Source organism: Longibacter sp. (assembly GCF_051155795.1).
Classification (GTDB): domain Bacteria; phylum Bacteroidota; class Rhodothermia; order Rhodothermales; family Salinibacteraceae; genus Longibacter.
Genome location: NZ_DAXETW010000160.1, coordinates 12,578 through 28,912, shown reverse-complemented (window position 1 = coordinate 28,912; position 16,335 = coordinate 12,578). Strand labels below are relative to the sequence as shown.

Sequence of the window (16,335 nt, the reverse complement as noted above, 5' to 3'; positions counted from 1 at the left end):
ATTTGCCTCTTCGACGACAGCGAACACTGTCTTCTGTTCATCGGAGATGGCTCCGCCCATAAGGGCATGAAGATAGACGTGATCGTCGTCAAGATCGAAGTGAGAGCGAATGCAGTCGAAGTCGACGCCGCCCACCGGGCAAAACCCGACATTGTGATCGAATCCATCTGCCTGGAGTTGCTGCCCGATGTATCCGGCCTCCAGCAAGCAGAAGTCGCGGGCCGCCTCTCCGTACATCGGCTCAATCGCACTCATTTTCCCAACGAGGAAAACGCCGAAGGCCGCACCCTCGTGGATGTAGAAGTTGTTTGGGGTGTGAACGTCCGCTGCAATCTCAGCCCCCGGCGTGATCATAACGAGTTCGTGCCGCCGTGGGTGATAATAGTACACCCCTCCGTCGAGTCCCTGGACGCGGCCGCCCTTCACGTACAGATAGGCCTGAACAGCGTACAGTCCACCCGCAGACGGGTACAGGCTTTTCGGAAACGGCACGTCCGCCAACTCCATCTGGTACAGGCTCCTCAGCGAATCCGCCAGTCTGGAGAGCGGCATCGCCTCCGATTCGAACCGCCGGAAGCTCTGGCGGGAAAGGAATCGATCTCGCCGATTGTCCTCGGCCGAATCACCGAGCGGGACGCTCGCGACACCCTCCTTTGATCGAAGGCCGCGCTGCTCCATTTTGAAGGCCAGGCGTTTCATCGCATACGCAGCTTCATCCGCCCCCACCTCCGGCGACGCGTCTTCCGCCCCGGAAGCCGCTCCGTCACCACCGACGGGCGGCGATGTCAGTGCAGCGGACGCATTCGCACGCTCAACGTTCGCATCCGCGCCTTCCGGCACGACGTATGCCACGAGTTGCTTGTTCGCATTCGAGTCGCCAACCACCGTAACAATGGATTCGTGCACACTACCGTGCTGACGGAGCGCCGCTTCGATCTCACCCGGCTCGATGCGTAGCCCGCGCAGCTTGATCTGGAAGTCGGCCCGTCCCATGAACTCGATGTGTCCGTCGGGCTTCAACCGACCGGTATCACCGCTTCGATACAGACGCTCCCCGGTCTCCGGATGCTCGAAGAACTTCTCCGCTGTTGTTTCGGGGTCATTCCAGAATCCTCGTGCGAGACCGACGCCGCCGATGTAGAGTTCACCCGCGACCCACTCGGGACACAGCCGCATCTGCGAGTCGAAGATGTAATACCGGCTGTTCGCCATCGGCCGACCGTACGGAATGCTTGTCCAGTCCGGGTTCACCACACCGACCGGGTAGCAGATGTCCCAGACGGTCGTCTCGGTTGGGCCGCCGAGGCTGATGGCCTTGACACCGAGTACCTGAGCGCGAAGCCGGTCGGGAAGCGTTACGGGCACCCAGTCGCCCGACATCATCACCATTCGCAGGGCGGATGGCCGCTTCGTTGCAGACGACAGCAACTCCAGGTAATCAACGAACGCCTCGACGAAGGCGGGCACGGAGTTCCAGACCGTTACGCCGCGCGTGGCGCACAGCTCCGCCCAGTGTTTCGGGTCTCTGCGCTGATCGTGGTCTGGTACCACGAGCGTTGCACCGGCCATCAGCGTCGCGAACAAATCGAACACCGATAGGTCGTGGACCAGGGCCGTGATCGCGATGACGCGGTCCTCGTGCGTAATGCCAAACCGTTCGTTGACGTCCAGCATACGGTGTACCACGTTCCGATGCTCGATCATCGCTCCCTTCGGCCGCCCGGTCGTCCCGGACGTGTACAGAACGTAGGCAAGATCGCGTGGCGTCTGAGCCGTGTCGAGCGGATCGGCGGACGTATCTGCCCAAACGGTCTCGTCGTCTACGTTGAGTCGCTCAATACCAGCCGGCCACGAGACCCGATCGGCCACGTGCGACTGCGTAAGAACAAGATCCACCTCCCCATGATCGAGCAGGTAGGCGATGCGCTCGGCGGGAAAATCCGGGTCGATCGGTAGATAGGCTGCGCCGGACGTCAGCGTCCCCATGACCGCTACGACCTGCTCCCAGCCCTTCTCCATGACGATACCGATGAGGCGGTTCGGGCGCGCACCCTTTTCGCGAAGGACCCTCCCCACCCGGTTGGCTCGCTCGAAAAGCTCCTGGTATGTTAGTGTGACCTCGTCGGTCACGACGGCTGCGTGGTCAGGTCTCTGGACAACCTGGTCGGCGAAACGCTCGTGTAGAAGACCCTCCGGGATCGGGGCGTCGGTATCATTCAAGGCGTCGTGCGCTTGGAGATGCCGGTCCGGAAGATGGGACTGCCGCTGTCCGGTCCAGGCCGACGCATCCGCTAAGTCATCCACGAGGTTCGTGTAGGACTGCGCCATGTCGTCCATCATCCCCTCCGGGAAAAGGCCTTCCACGGCATCCCACTTTACGATCAGCCCGTCATCATCTTCGTCCACGTGCAGATCGACCCACACCTGGGCGGTCTGGTTCACGCTATCGGTGATCGTGCCGAGACGCTCAACAGAGCGGTTGAAATCGTGCTCGAGCAGACTGGTGAAGACGTACGGAATGATGCCGCGCGCATCGCGCCCTTCCTCTCGCATCTTATCGCGCAGGACCTCCACGCCGTCGACCCGACGATGCTCAAGATCCTCCCACAGGCGCGTCTGAACGGCTCGCGCGCGGGCTTCGAAGCTTCCCTCTGTGTTCGGCTCCACGACCAGGAGCTCTACTGACGTAAAATCACCGACGATCTCGTCCACCTCCGGATGAAGCGGAAGTCGGTTGAATAGCGGGATGTTGACGCAGAACCGTGATGTATGACTCCAGACATCGAGCGTTTCCGCGTAGACCGCGAGGAGAACGGCATTGGCCGTTAGGCCACGGGACCGGGCATTCCTCTTTACCGCCTCCCAGGTGGCCGCGTCGACGCGGTGCGTCCGGCGGCGAAACCGAGGCGCCGTAATCGCAGATGGCGACTGTGCGAGAGGCACATCGGGCGGGCCCGGTAGATCGCGCATTCGTTCCTCCCAGTACGCACGGTCGCGCTGCACGTCCGGCCCGTCCTCCGCCTCATCCAGTGCCAGTACATAGTCCCGAAACGAAAGGGTCGGACGTGGTCCGGGCCGCGTTTCGCCTTCGTAGTACGACGACAGTTCGCGGACCAGCGTCGTGATCGACCCGGCATCCACGACGAGCAGATCGAAGCACAGGTGGATGTGCCACGCTTCGGACGTCTCGCGACTGACGATGAGACGACAGAGCGGCCAATCGTCCGCGCCTCTGGGATCGTCGAGCATCTCCCGCTTGATTTCGCCGCGTTGTGCCGGTGAGTCCACGCTGTCGCGCAGATCACGGACATCCGGCGCCACGATGGGGGCATCGGCCAGAATCCGCTGCATTCCATCGTCCTGAACAACGGAGCGAAGCATCTCATGCCGGTCGATCAACGTATTCCACGCCCGGAAGAGTCGATCCGCATCCAGATTCTGTGTTGCGATCTCCAGGTAGGCGCGGGACGCAAGCGGAGACCCGAGGTCGAATGGAAGGCTTCGACCTACCCAGTACGCCTGCTGCAAGCTCGTCAATGGGAACGGATCGTGGCGATGCTCTGGGTCTGGTGTTACGGTCGGACCGGACGACGCGGGATCGGACTCGGATCTGTTCGACGACCCGAGCAGCTTGGTCAGCAGCGCGCGACGCTCCGGAGACAACTGATCGAGACGATCGCGCAGATTAGACGATTCGGACATGTGGGGGAGGTCAGGTCAGGAGAATTGGTAGAAGTATATAAGATGCCGCGGCACCGCTCAGGTCGACGGTTGGACGCCCGACGCTGCATCATCAAGCATGGCACGAATTTCCTCGTCGCTGAGGCGGTCCATGTTTTCCAGCGCTGCCTCGAGCGCCGCCTCACCAGCGGATTCGATCTGCTGTTCGGTTACCCACTCCGCCATGCGTGCAATCGTGGGCGACGAGGCTACGGCATGGAGCGGCATGCTCACGCCGAGCGCCTCCTGCAGACTCGAAACGAGCCGGAGCGCCAGTAGAGAGTTTCCGCCAAGGTCGAAGAAGCTCTCGTGGATGCCTGCCCGATCGATGTGGAGAACATCATACCAGACCGACGCCACGGCCTGCTCGGTCGCCGTCTGGGGCAGCGTGAGATCGACGGATGCCCGCCCGTTGCGTGCCGCCGGAGCCGGTAACGCCTTCCGATCGGTTTTCTTGTTGGGCGTCGTCGGGAAGACGTCCATCTCCACGAAATGCGTGGGGATCATGTACTCCGGCAGTGTCTCGCCCAGGAATGCACGCAACGCTTCATCGGAGGCAAGCGCGTCGTCCGCAGGTACGGCGTAGGCAACGATTCGCTTATCCCCGGGCTCGTCTTCGCGCACCATCACGACAACATCGCGCACACTGTCATGCGCGGACAGGGCGGTTTCGATCTCCCCGAGTTCAATGCGGTACCCGCGCACTTTCACCTGAAAGTCCGTCCGACCAAGAAAGTCGATGGTCCCGTCGGAGCGGTAGCGCGCCTGATCGCCTGTCCAGTACATCGTCGCGTCGCCGCCGCGGAATGGATCCGGCACGAAGCGTTCGGCCGTAAGGTCCGGGCGGTTCAGATACCCCCGCGTCACACCGGTCCCGCCGATGTAGAGGTTGCCCGGAACGCCGACGGGAACAGGACGCATCGCGTCGTCGAGCACGTAGATCTGCGTGTTGGCGATGGGTCGCCCGATGGGAATCAGAGGCTCGTCGCCTTCAAGTTCGTGCGTTGTGGACCAGATGGTCGTCTCGGTCGGCCCGTACATGTTCGTCGTCGGAATGCCGAGTTCATCCCGAACCTCAGCGGCCAGGGAGGCCGGCAACGCTTCCCCACCCAGCATCAGGCGTCGTAGTGCGGGAAGCGCCTCGCGCGTAGAAGGATCGGCAACCAGCAGTCGCCCCTGCGTCGGGGTGCACTGCAGGTGCGTGACGCCGTAGTCCTGGATTTGCCCGGCGATCGTTTGATCGGCAACCGTTGCGTTTGCTTTTTCCTTGATCGTGGCCAGGCGAGGAAGCATCGACAGCACCGCATCCGTATCGACGCCGAAGTCGACCAGGCACGCGATTTCATTCACTTCTGCCTCTTTCAGTGCGTGAATGCGCTCCAGGCAGTCAGGCTCATCGCCGAAGAGCCCGCTCGTCTCGAAGTACCGGCTGAAGGAGAACTCCAGGACTTCATCCATCGCCTCTTCGTCGAGGTGATCGACGGAGAACCGGCCGTTCTCGTCCGTGGTCTGCTCCTTGAATGTGGGGAAGGACCACGCAGCGGCCTTGATGAGGCCAACGGAACTGCGGAGATACTCCTTCATCGGTTCGCGGACCAGGTCCCGCACGTCGTCGGTGTCGGTCCCGACGTACGTGTGCAGCATGAGAGTCACCGTTCCGGTCTCCGGGTCATGCCCGTGTTCACGTCGTGCCTCCCGGTAAATCTGTATCTTCTCCGTCAGCTCCTCTACGCTCTGGCCGAGCAGGTGCGTCAGCAGGTGGTACCCTTTCTCCCCCGCCATTCGGAACGTCTCCGGATTGCCGGCGGCCGTAATCCAGACGGGTAGTTCGTCCTGTACCGGGCGCGGAAGCACCTTCAGGTCCACTTCGCGGCCATCCGGGGTTTCGCGATGCATCGACTCGCCGCGCCAGAGCGCCTGCACTTCGTCGATCTGCTCAAACATCCGCGCCTTTCGGTTCGCATAGTTCTCCGGCTTTAAGACGAAGTCATTCGGCTGCCAGCCGGCGGCGAAGGAAATGCCGACCCGACCTTTCGATAGGTTGTCCACAACGCTCCATTCCTCGGCGATCCGGATGGAGTCGTGAAGCGGCGAGACGCAGCTTCCGGCGCGGATCTCGATCTGGTCGGTGATGGTCGCCAGTGCTGCACTGGTCACAGACGGGTTCGGGAAAAGACCGCCGAACGCATGGAAATGACGTTCCGGGCTCCAGACCGCCTTGAACCCATGCTGGTCGCCGAATTTCGCACCTTCTACCAGGACGCGATACTTTTCAGCGGCATCCACCTCCCGCTCGTTGCTCGAGAAGTAGAAAAGGCTGAAGTCCATCTGCCGCGTGTCGACCTCCGCGTCCATCGTGGCTGCGTCAACGTCGTTCGAGTGCAGTACGACGTGGAAGCCGCGCGCCAGCGTCCAGAAGAGTTCCAGGACGGAGATATCGAACGAGATGCTGGTGACGGCGAGCCAGACCCCGGGCGGGTCGTGCTCAATCCGATCGTCCATACCGACGAAGAAGTTCGCGACGTTTCGATGCTCGACGACGACACCTTTCGGGCGTCCGGTCGACCCCGACGTGTAGATCACGTACGCCACGTCCTCGGGGCCGGACGTCCGACCCAGATTATCCGCGTCATACTCCGCGAGCCGTTCGATCGCATCCACGGCCACGATCTCTGCGGCCGAGTCAGGCACCCGCTCTACGAGGCCCGTCTCGGTGACGACGATACCGACACCGGCATCCTCGACCATCAGCGCAATGCGATCGGCGGGGAAAGCAGGATCGAGGGGGACGTAAGCCGCTCCGGCCTTCAGGATGGCCATGAGGGACACCACGAGGTCGACGGACCGATGGAGGTGGACCCCGACCAGCGTGTCGGTCGTTGCGCCCTTATCTTTGAGATGCCGCGCGAGCTGATTCGCCCGTGCATTCAGTTGGCGATAGGAAAGCGTCGTTCCCCCGAAACTGAGGGCGCGCGCACCCGGCGTCCGTCCGACCTGTTCCTCGAACAGCTCGTGGATGCAGCGATCAAACGAATGATCGGTATCGGTGTCGTTCCAGTCTGTCAGCAGGCAGAATCGCTCTGAGTCCGGCACCATGGACACATCGCGGACCGGGGCGTCCGAACGGTCGGCAAGTCCGGATAGAATCTGTCGCAGATGTCTGAGGAGTCGATCGATCGAGCCGTCATCGTATCGTGTTGGATCATACTCGATCTCCAGTCGGAGGCAGGGACCATCGTAGCCGTAGAGCGTGATGGGGTAGCCGGTGTGCTGAAGCAGGCGCACGTTCCGTGCGCTCCACGCGTCCCCTCCCTCGTGCTGTAGCCACTCCCCGAGTTCGTATTTCTCGAAGACGACCAGGCTGTCAAACAACGCCTGATCGGTCGAAATACCGCTCCAACGCTGAATGTCGGACAGCGCGGCGTGCTCGTACGGGCGATGAGCTATCCAGTCATGACGAACCTGTGCGAGCAGGTCTCGGACTGGCATCTGTTCCTCGATCGACATGCGCACGGGGACCGTGTTGATAAACACACCCACCATGTCATCGGCCGCGTCGACCGTTCCCTTCCGTCCGGCACGGGTAGCACCGAAGACGATATCGGTACGCCCGGTGTAACGCCGAAGGAGAACCCCCCAGGCCGTGCTCACCATCGTATTCATCGTGACTTCCGCAGCAGAGGCGGCTTCACGAACGGCGGTCGTTTCTTCCTGTGAACAGACGACGCGGCGGCGAGAGCGGACCGGTGTCGCCTCGGGCAACTCGGCGGCAGGATCCACAATGTCCAGAGTCGTACCTGACGTGACGCCGTCGAGATACGACCGCCAGTATGACTCGGACGGGCTCCAGTCCTGCGTCTCCAGCCATGTAATGTAGTCCCGAAACGGCGGAGCGGCGTCCACTTCGATGGAGCGGCCTTCACGAATGGCGTCGTACCGGTCGAACACCTCCTGGATGATTCGTGTAAACGAGCGACCGTCCAGAATGGCGTGGCTAAACGTCCAGACCATCCGGGACCGGTCTTCCGCCAGGTCGAAAAGCGTCAGGCGCATCATCGGCGCCTCGTCCATCGGAATCCCTCGTCGCCGGTCCTCTTCGAGGTACGATTCGACCAGTGCCTCCTGCTCGGCCGGTGCGGCATCCCGCAGGTTCATCTGAATGAACGACATGTCAGCGCTCCGGAGCACCTCCTGTACGGGATCGGACACCCCGCTCCAGCGAAAACGCGTTCGGAGGATCGGATGCTGTCGGATGGTCGCAGCCCAGCTCGCCCGAAACGCCGCACTGTTGATCGGCTCGTCCAGCGTCCATACCATCTGCTCGACGTCCATTCCGGCCTCCGGATCGGAGAGGACGTGATACAGCATGCCCTGCTGCATCGGAGAGAGAGGGAATGCATCTTCTACGTCTTCCGTGGCGGAATCATCGTCCTCCCCCACGCGCGGGAGGTCCCCGATGGAGCCAGGGGTGACGACGCCCTGCCCCGGGGCGCCATCGCCGGTTGTTATCTCTGCGTCGGGCGTCGCGGCCAGCAGAGTCAGGTCGTCCACAAAGCGAGCGAGGAAGTCCTGGAACCGGCCGATCAATTCCTCGAAATCGGCGGGTTCGACGGTTTCGGCGTCCGCAATCCAACGGCAGCGCGTCCCATCCTCCTGCACCACGACGACAATCGATGTTCCGTCCGGTAGTCGACGTGTGGCAGGGTCCGGGTCCACCTTGACGAGCACATCGTAAGTGGATAGACCGCCATTGTCCCCCCGGTTGCGGAGGGATGGATACCGCTCCGCAACATCACGCAGGAAAGAGCCCCGGTCTCGTGCGTCGTGAATCTCAAACACCAGGTCGACGAGCCGGTCGACGTTCAGGTCGGGTCCTGCTTCGACCTGGACCGGGACCTGCCGTGCGAAAAGATCTTCGAATCGAGGGTCGATCTTCGTCGACTCGTCTGCCAACCCGAGCGTGTACCGGTCTATCCCTGTCACGCGTGCGAGAAAGACGGCGAACGCGGCCGCTACGTACTCCCCGGCGGTCAGGTCGGGAGCCGCTTCGACCGAACCCGCCCGGTCCAATACCGTCTGCAACGCTTGTCCAGGTACCCGATGCCAGCGATCCACGCGGTCGTTGTCCCGATTCCCATTTTCCGGTCGGACGAATGGAAGCTCCAGCTTGTTATGATCGATCAGTCGCCGGAGCGTTTGAGCCTCGGCGCGGATCGCCTTTGCACTCCGACGCTCGAGAAGAGCCGTCTCATCTGGAGAAAGGACGGGCAACGGTTCTCCGACCGCCAGCTCGTGGTGATCAGCCACTGCGTCCAGACGGACCTCCCGACCATCCGCCTCCCTGAGCGCGGTGATACCGACGATACCCGGTGTCGCCTGGACCAGGAGGCGTTCGGACGTTATTTCTAAAAGTTCACCCACGGCGCCGTCCGTTGCCGTATCGCTGGGCGGCGGACACTGCATGCCGGCGACGAGATACACCTTGTCTCCAACCTGGAGTCTCGCCCGGGCGAAAGGGTTTGCAGCCGTGCCGAACGTCGTCGCGCGGTATAGTGCGCAAATATCCGGCGCAGACTCGCTCCATCGAACGAAGCTGCCACCTGCGGGCCGGTCCATCTTCGCATAATACCGACTCGGCGCATCCGCCTGAGGTTGAACCCCGATTCCGGCGGGGCCGGTCAGTTCGTCGACGAGCTCTCGAAACGAAGAGAGCCCGACTTCAAAGCACTGAAGGTTCAGCACCTGAGCCGTCGTGGTCTCGTCGATCTCGAATATTTTCTGCTTCAGGATGCCACCGGAATCGACGGACGGTTCCATGAGGTGCCACGTGACTCCGTGCTCTCGTTCCCGGTTCGCCAGGGACCACGAAGGGATGTTCAACCCCGCGTACTCCGGAAGAATCCCGTCGTGGAAATTAATGGCGGCCACCTGAACGGCACGGAGCACCTCTTCCGGAACGATCCGAAGGTTGGCGATGCTGAAAAACACATCCGGCGCGATGCCTACGATCGCCTCTTGGTAGGCATCCGGTGCAAGACGACGCAGGTCGTTGGTTTCCGCCCACGCGACCAAGGCGGGATCCTCCGTTACAACCGCCTCGATCTGGTGGCCGGCTTGGAGCAATGAGGTAGCGCAGTGTTGCAGCAGGGGTTCCTCGCCCATCAACACACAGCGAAGCGGGGACGGACCGTGAAGTCGAACAGTCATAGAGAGGCGAACAGGCGATAGAGAGAGGCAGAAACAGGGAAGCGACCGGACGGCGTTCGGAAGCGCCGGTACCCGGCTGTCACGAAATGTATGCGCAGGCGGTAATTCGATGCACGGGCTTCGGACTCTCTCGAATGCGCCAGAGGCGAGGACATCAGGCGTGAGCCACGCCTGGACCCAGCCTTGAAGAATCCAAATCTACCTTGTCCGGTGCGTCGAGAACCGAATGTCGATCGCTGGACCGTCCGTCGATCACGCGGCGGTCGGGACCGGGCGTTCCCGCGCGGGGCGCTGCTCAAGCAGACCGGTCAGGTATTGCCCGTACCGGTTGTTGGCCATGGCCGAGCCGATCGCAGCGAGACGTTCGTCACTGATCCAGCCGTTACGCCATGCGATCTCCTCCGGGCAGTTCACCTTTAGCCCCTGACGCGATTCGATCGTCTGCACGAAGTTCGATGCCTGCAGTAGGGCTTCATGCGTTCCCGTGTCGAGCCATGCCATGCCGCGGCCCATGAGATGGACACCCAGCTCTCCACGCTGCAGGTAGATGCGATTCAGATCTGTGATTTCCAGTTCGCCCCGGCGCGACGGCTGAAGGCTTGCGGCAAGGTCCACGACTTCGTTGTCGTAGAAATACAGGCCGGTGACCGCATAATTTGACCGCGGCTCCGACGGCTTTTCCTCGATCGACAGGACGCGCTCTTCGTCGTCAAAATCGACCACCCCGTATCGCTCCGGATCGGCTACGTAGTATGCAAACACGCTCGCGCCCGCTGTAGCGGCGGCCGCGTGCTGAAGCAGTTCCTTGAAGCCCTGGCCGTAGAAGAGATTGTCGCCGAGGATGAGGCACACGGGATCCGAGCCGATGAAATCGCGACCGATCGTAAAGGCCTGGGGAATCCCTTTCGGCTCGGGTTGCTCGGCATAGTGGATATTGATCCCCCAGTCCGCACCGTCCCCCAGCAGCGCCTCGAACCGGGGTAGGTCGGTCGGCGTGGAGATCAAGAGGATGTCACGGATTCCAGCCAGCATCAAGGTTGCCAGCGGGTAATACACCATCGGCTTGTCGTAAATCGGGACAAGCTGCTTACTCAGGGCCTGCGTGACCGGATACAGCCTTGTACCCGACCCGCCGGCCAGGATGATACCTTTGCGAGTGACCGACATGTCGTCGTTTTTACAAATGATCAGTGGGGTGCGAACAGGATGGCCGAGGTCAGGTCATTTACGCCGCTGCCGTCTCAGGCTGCCCCTTAATCTGGCGCTTTAAGAATCGGAGACCGTGGTGAAGAGGAGGAACGCGCCGAACGAGGTGCTTGGCTTCTTCCATCATCACTTTGCTCTTCGACGGTTCGTACCGTCGGGCCTGACGGATCGCGCGCCGGGACGCTTCCCAATCCTGGCGTTCGTCATTAAGAAACGCCCGGAGATAGTACTTGGCGGCAATGCGCGGGTGCAAGATGTGGCTGTATGCTCCATTCGAGCGGCGGTCGAACACCTTCAGATACTCGATCATCCATCCGAGGCGGCGCTCCGAATTGATCCCGCTGTACATTCCGCCGTCGTGAATGCGGTACGCACTCATGACGCGGTTGAAAAACCGAATTGGCCCCTGCTCCGCGCAGAGAAACTGAAGTCCTTTATCCCCGCAGTTGAGCTCCCAGACCCATTCCGGGAATTCAGGAACCATGCTCCGCCGGTATACGAATCCGCTGGCACCGATCCAGACCCCGCGGAGGTAGGTTTCCATGTCAATCACCTCCGGCTGCTCCGGACTCACCGGAGGTCCATGGAGATCTTCAGCCCGGGCGACGACGCTCCGGTACTGACAGGCGGCGGCGCTGAAGTTGGGGTTCGCGTCGAGAAAGCCAACCTGCGTCCGAAGTTTGTCTGGATCCGTCCAGAAATCATCTCCGTCCAGGACCGCTATGTATTCACCGGTCAGGCGTGCACGAACAGACCGTACGTTTGCACGCGGACCTCGATTTTCCTCGTGTAATATCAGTTGGAAGCGATCGGGGTACTGATCCGCATATTCCTGCAGGATCTCTGGTGTACGATCGGTCGAGCCGTCGTCACCAACGATGATCTCGTACGGTTCGTCGAAGTCCTGAATGAGCACACTGTCCAGCGTCTCCCGAATGTACGCCTCGTGATTGTAGGTGACGATGCAGACGCTGACTTTCATGTCCTGCGGGTTGAGGGTCATGATGCGATGAATGTGGAAGAAGGGGCAGTGGGGGGAAGCCGCTCGCGTCTGACCTGGCAGAACACACGAACGCGCGAAGTGCAACGTCTCTGCACGGGAAACGTCCGGCAGCCGACACGTCAGTGCGGCGTAATAGCATGTTGACGGAGGTGCTGCCGTACGTCGTCGGCATTCTCAACGGCTGCACGCAGGATCGCGCCGATTTCCGCGACATCGTCCCGCTGAATCGTGGTCCCGTTCGGCAGGGCCAGGACGCACTCCGACAGGCGCTCGGTGATCGGAAGGCGCGCGCCGACATCCGGCTGCTCCGTGGCGTACGGCTCCATCCGATGACAACCCGGATAGAAGTAGCGCCGCGCCCGCACATTGTCCGCTTCCAGGACCGCTACGAGGTCGTCTCGCGTCAGACCCGTCCGGTGCGCGTCCACCTCAACGATGATGTACTGGTAGTTGCAGGCCTCCGTCGGGCTGTAGTCGATCACCTTCAACCCGTCGATTCCATCGAGCTCGTCACGATAGGCCAGGTAATTGCGCCGGTTGGCGTCGACGATCGCGTCCATGCTCTCGAGAGAGGTTAATCCCATCGCTGCGGATGCCTCAGACATCTTGCCATTCGTGCCGAGCGAGCGCACATCGTCGTATCCGGCGAAGCCGAAGTTCTGCATCCGGCGGATGTGATGCGCGAGATCGTCCGAGTTGGTCGCGACGGCACCGCCCTCAAAAGCATTTACGAATTTGGTCGCATGAAAACTGTAGACCTCCGCGTCCCCGAAATTTCCGATCATCGTGCCGTTGTTCGAGCAGCCGAACGCATGCGCCGCGTCAAACATCAGCTTCAGATCATGCGCTTCAGCTATCGCCTCAAGCCGCACGGTGTCGCAACTCCGCCCCCACAGGTGCACGCCAACAATACCGGTCATCTGCGGCGTGATGAGGGCTTCGACGGCCGACGGGTCCAGGTTGTGGGTGACCGGGTCCACCTCGCAGAATACCGGTGTAATGCCATTCCATCGCAGCGCATGTGCCGTAGCGACGAACGTGTACGACGGGACGATGACTTCGCCGCTGAGGCCGAGGGCGCGGACCACCAGCTCGAGGGCGACGGTGCCATTTGACAGCGCAATGCAGTGCTTCGCTCCAGTGATCGCCTCCAGTCGGGCCTCAAATTCCTGGACGAGCGGCCCACGATTGCTTAGCCACCGACGGTCGAACATTTCGTTGATCCGTCGAAGGAAGGCCTTCCGGTCCCCGATATTCGGGCGGCCGACGTGCAGCGGAGCATCGAACGCCGGGACATCCGAAAACAAACCCAGTTGAGACGCCTCTTTTTCGATCCGTGGGGTCGTAGCACGCTGAAGGGTACCGTACGGCGCTACGGGCGATACGGTCGGACCCGTCGCGCTGTCAGAGCCCTGCGGAGTACCGGAGGATGGTAGATGAGCCATGCTTTGGCCACCATTTGAGAGGAAAAGGCCGTCGGGCGATCGGTGTCGCCTACAGCGGGATTCGGAAACAAGTCTACGGTGCGCCTCACCTCGCCATCGCATCCTGCCCTCTCGTTCGACAGAGAGAAGCGGCGCATACCCCGTGCTCTTTTCCCAATCCGAACCGGTGGCATTCGGTGACCTTCTCGTCCGCACGGGACAGCTCCACGTCGATCATCGCCGCGCCCTTCTCCCGATATGTAGAACGTTATGGTTCCGTGGATGGCCCTTCTTTCTCCAGATGTCCCGATAAAGACGCGGTAATATTCCTCGGCGGCTGGCCAGCCCGTCTGTATCCTGCTAGACCCTTTGTCAAGCGGGTGTCGATGGGCGGCTCCACCGGTCCGCCCTGTAGTCCGCTCGCCATGTCCCGATTCGGTCTACCTCGCTACGGATTCTGAAACTCAACCATCGTGGGTACGCCCCTTCTTCGAAAAACCGCCCTCCGTCTGCTCCGGCCCCTCGGCACCACCCGGTGGTTAGGAACCGTTACGCGTGTCGACACGAGCCAACCACTCGTTGCACTGACGTTCGACGACGGACCGCACCCGGATTCGACGCCTCGCATCCTGGATGTGCTTGAACGCCACGATGCCCGCGCCACCTTTTTCGTCGTCGGCGCGTCTGCCGTGCGTCATCCCGGCGTGATCAAGGACATCATCGCCCGTGACCACGAGGTCGCCAATCACACGTGGACTCACGCGGCCTTCCGAACGCTTGCATCCCGGACGCGCCGTAACGAACTGACCCGATGCAGCGAACAGATCGGACCGGAAATGGCGCGTCTGTTTCGACCGCCGTGGGGCGACGCATCCCTCGCGGCCAGAGTCGATGTTCTTCGAGCGGGATATCGCGTCGTGGGCTGGGATGTTCACGTTCAAGACTGGCTCGACGTGTCTGCCGAGACCATCACCGACCGCCTGCGCCGCGACGTTCGGCCGGGTAGCATCGTTCTGCTTCACGACGCGCTTTACGCCCCCCGCCACGAGGACGAGGTCCAGCCCGATCGATCGGCTCTAATTGATGGATTAGACCGCTTTCTTGATACCGCGGATAACCTGCAGTTTGTATCCGTCTCGCATCTGCTCGAGGCCGGTCGGCCGGTGTACGAGCGACAGGGTTGGTGATGTACAAGTTGAGCCAATGAAGTCCTGTCTGAACGCTTCAGAACCCAACAGATAGCGAGACACACGTACACCGCGTCACTGCCCTCGGTGCAACCGGTGTCTCCTGAAATCTACCGTACCCGTTGGATTCGACATCTCCACTCTCTCCAGACGGTCATGCCTCGCATCCTACTTATCTCCTATCGATTCCCACCAGAAACCTATCCGCTCGCCATCGGACTCAAGGGCGTTGTCGACGGGTTACGGTCCGAGTACGACATTGACGTTATCACGGCCGCGCATCCCGGATATGCTCCTCCGAACGTGAGCGTTCACTACGTCCCCCCGACCACCCTCGACTTCGCCCCGCTCCGGAAACTGAAGCTTGCTTGGCTTGCTGACACGTTTACATGGCCGGACCGCTTCATTCCATGGGTCCTTCCGGCCTACAAAACGGCTGTGTTGTTGAGCGAACGTAGGGACTACGACGCCATCCTGACGTTCATGATGCCCTACTCCACGGGATTTGCGGGCATTCTGGCAAAGCGTGCAACGGGCCTTCCGTTGATCCTCAACTTCGATGATTCGCCTACATGCGTCGACCAGAATCCGTCGTTTTCTTCGCGCCTGCACTATGCAGCGACACGCTGGATGGAAAACACATACGTACGGTTGGCCGACACGTCAGTCTACGTCTCGGAGAGAAACATGGAACGCGTTCGTGAGAGACAGCCGTCCGAGCATCGTTCGAACCTCCACCTGATCCGATACGGGGCCACCTCGCAACCACCGGATGAACGCATCGCCCGGGAACAAGGGCGGCCCCTTTTAACCAAGGATGCGTTTAACATCGTCTACGTCGGCGGAATGGGCGGATGGGAAGACTTCCTGCCAGACGATTCTCCTTGGATCAAACGTGCGTACCGGTTTCTGACGACCGCACTACGGTACGACGTCACGGACGTCGACCATCGGCCTCATGGACCAGTATATCTTGGGCTGGCGGTCCGGCGCCTTGTTACGAACCACCCCGACTGGTCGGGCCGCATCCGGGTTCATTTTTTCGGCAACACGCCACCTCATCTCTCTGTGAACCGGATCCTGGAGTCGCATGGCATCCAGGACATCGTGTCCGTTCACGCACCGGTTGACCATGCCACGGCTCGGGCGCTCCAGGTGTCCGCTGACTGCCTGTTTATTTCTCTTCCCGCTCGAACGGACGGCGAACCCAGTAGCATTATCTCATCCAAAACGTACGAATACCTTCAGACGAACCGGCCGATTCTCGCGGCCCTGCCTGGCGGCGAGAACCGGTCGTACCTGGAAGGCCACCCCGGTGTCCACCTCACGCCTCCGTCGGATCCAGCGAGCATGGCCGATGCACTTGCCCCCCTCGTAGGCGACTGGATGGACGGCGGGCGGGAGGCCACCTCTGTAAACCGGTCGGCTGTGAGCGATGAACTCGGGAGCGACGTGCGTGCGGACGAGATTCGTCGGCTGATTCGATCTCTCACCGAATCCACCCGCCCTCTGCGCCGAAGGAGTATCGATAGCAATCGACAGGCTTACGCCTAATGCGTCGGACTGGCACGAGTGTAGGGGATCGGTA

7 protein-coding genes are annotated in these 16,335 nt (G+C 61.4%); 2 read left to right on the top strand and 5 right to left on the bottom strand.

All coding sequences use genetic code 11. The annotated features are described in order from the left end of the window. The 5 genes from ACFCU0_RS15335 to ACFCU0_RS15315 form a co-directional block, all read right to left on the bottom strand. Positions 1-3,702: amino acid adenylation domain-containing protein (locus ACFCU0_RS15335; protein ID WP_434974558.1), on the bottom strand; the 3,702-nt coding region annotated here is incomplete at its 3' end. A 57-nt stretch (positions 3,703-3,759) separates the two neighbouring features. After that, positions 3,760-9,927, bottom strand: coding sequence for a MupA/Atu3671 family FMN-dependent luciferase-like monooxygenase (locus ACFCU0_RS15330; RefSeq protein WP_434974557.1), 6,168 nt, complete (start codon positions 9,925-9,927; stop codon positions 3,760-3,762). 252 nt (positions 9,928-10,179) lie between these two features. Continuing rightward, positions 10,180-11,094 carry a glucose-1-phosphate thymidylyltransferase RfbA gene (rfbA, locus tag ACFCU0_RS15325; protein ID WP_434974556.1) on the bottom strand — a complete coding sequence of 305 codons (915 nt, stop codon included), beginning with the start codon at positions 11,092-11,094 and terminating at the stop codon, positions 10,180-10,182. Positions 11,095-11,152: 58 nt separating this feature from the next. Further along, positions 11,153-12,136: a glycosyltransferase family 2 protein gene (locus tag ACFCU0_RS15320; RefSeq protein ID WP_434974555.1), complete on the bottom strand. Its 984-nt coding sequence runs from the start codon at positions 12,134-12,136 to the stop codon at positions 11,153-11,155. A gap of 119 nt (positions 12,137-12,255) precedes the next feature. After that, positions 12,256-13,581, bottom strand: coding sequence for an aminotransferase class I/II-fold pyridoxal phosphate-dependent enzyme (locus ACFCU0_RS15315; protein ID WP_434974554.1), 1,326 nt, complete (start codon positions 13,579-13,581; stop codon positions 12,256-12,258). A 452-nt stretch (positions 13,582-14,033) separates the two neighbouring features. On the opposite strand from ACFCU0_RS15315, the gene ACFCU0_RS15310 reads away from it, so the two are divergent. Together ACFCU0_RS15310 and ACFCU0_RS15305 are read left to right on the top strand one after the other, a co-directional pair. Further along, the gene (locus ACFCU0_RS15310; protein ID WP_434974553.1) at positions 14,034-14,747 is read left to right on the top strand and encodes a polysaccharide deacetylase family protein; all 714 of its coding nucleotides are present in this window, start codon (positions 14,034-14,036) and stop codon (positions 14,745-14,747) included. Between the two features lie 156 nt (positions 14,748-14,903). Beyond that, on the top strand, positions 14,904-16,301 hold the full coding sequence (locus tag ACFCU0_RS15305) for a glycosyltransferase (protein WP_434974552.1): 1,398 nt from the start codon (positions 14,904-14,906) through the stop codon (positions 16,299-16,301). Positions 16,302-16,335: the final 34 nt, after the last annotated feature.

Coding starts and splice junctions, on each gene's coding strand:
- ACFCU0_RS15330 (WP_434974557.1), bottom strand. CDS start 9,927: ATGACTGTTCGACTTCACGGTCCGTCCCCGCTTCGCTGTGTGTTGATG.
- rfbA (WP_434974556.1), bottom strand. CDS start 11,094: ATGTCGGTCACTCGCAAAGGTATCATCCTGGCCGGCGGGTCGGGTACA.
- ACFCU0_RS15320 (WP_434974555.1), bottom strand. CDS start 12,136: ATGACCCTCAACCCGCAGGACATGAAAGTCAGCGTCTGCATCGTCACC.
- ACFCU0_RS15315 (WP_434974554.1), bottom strand. CDS start 13,581: ATGGCTCATCTACCATCCTCCGGTACTCCGCAGGGCTCTGACAGCGCG.
- ACFCU0_RS15305 (WP_434974552.1), top strand. CDS start 14,904: ATGCCTCGCATCCTACTTATCTCCTATCGATTCCCACCAGAAACCTAT.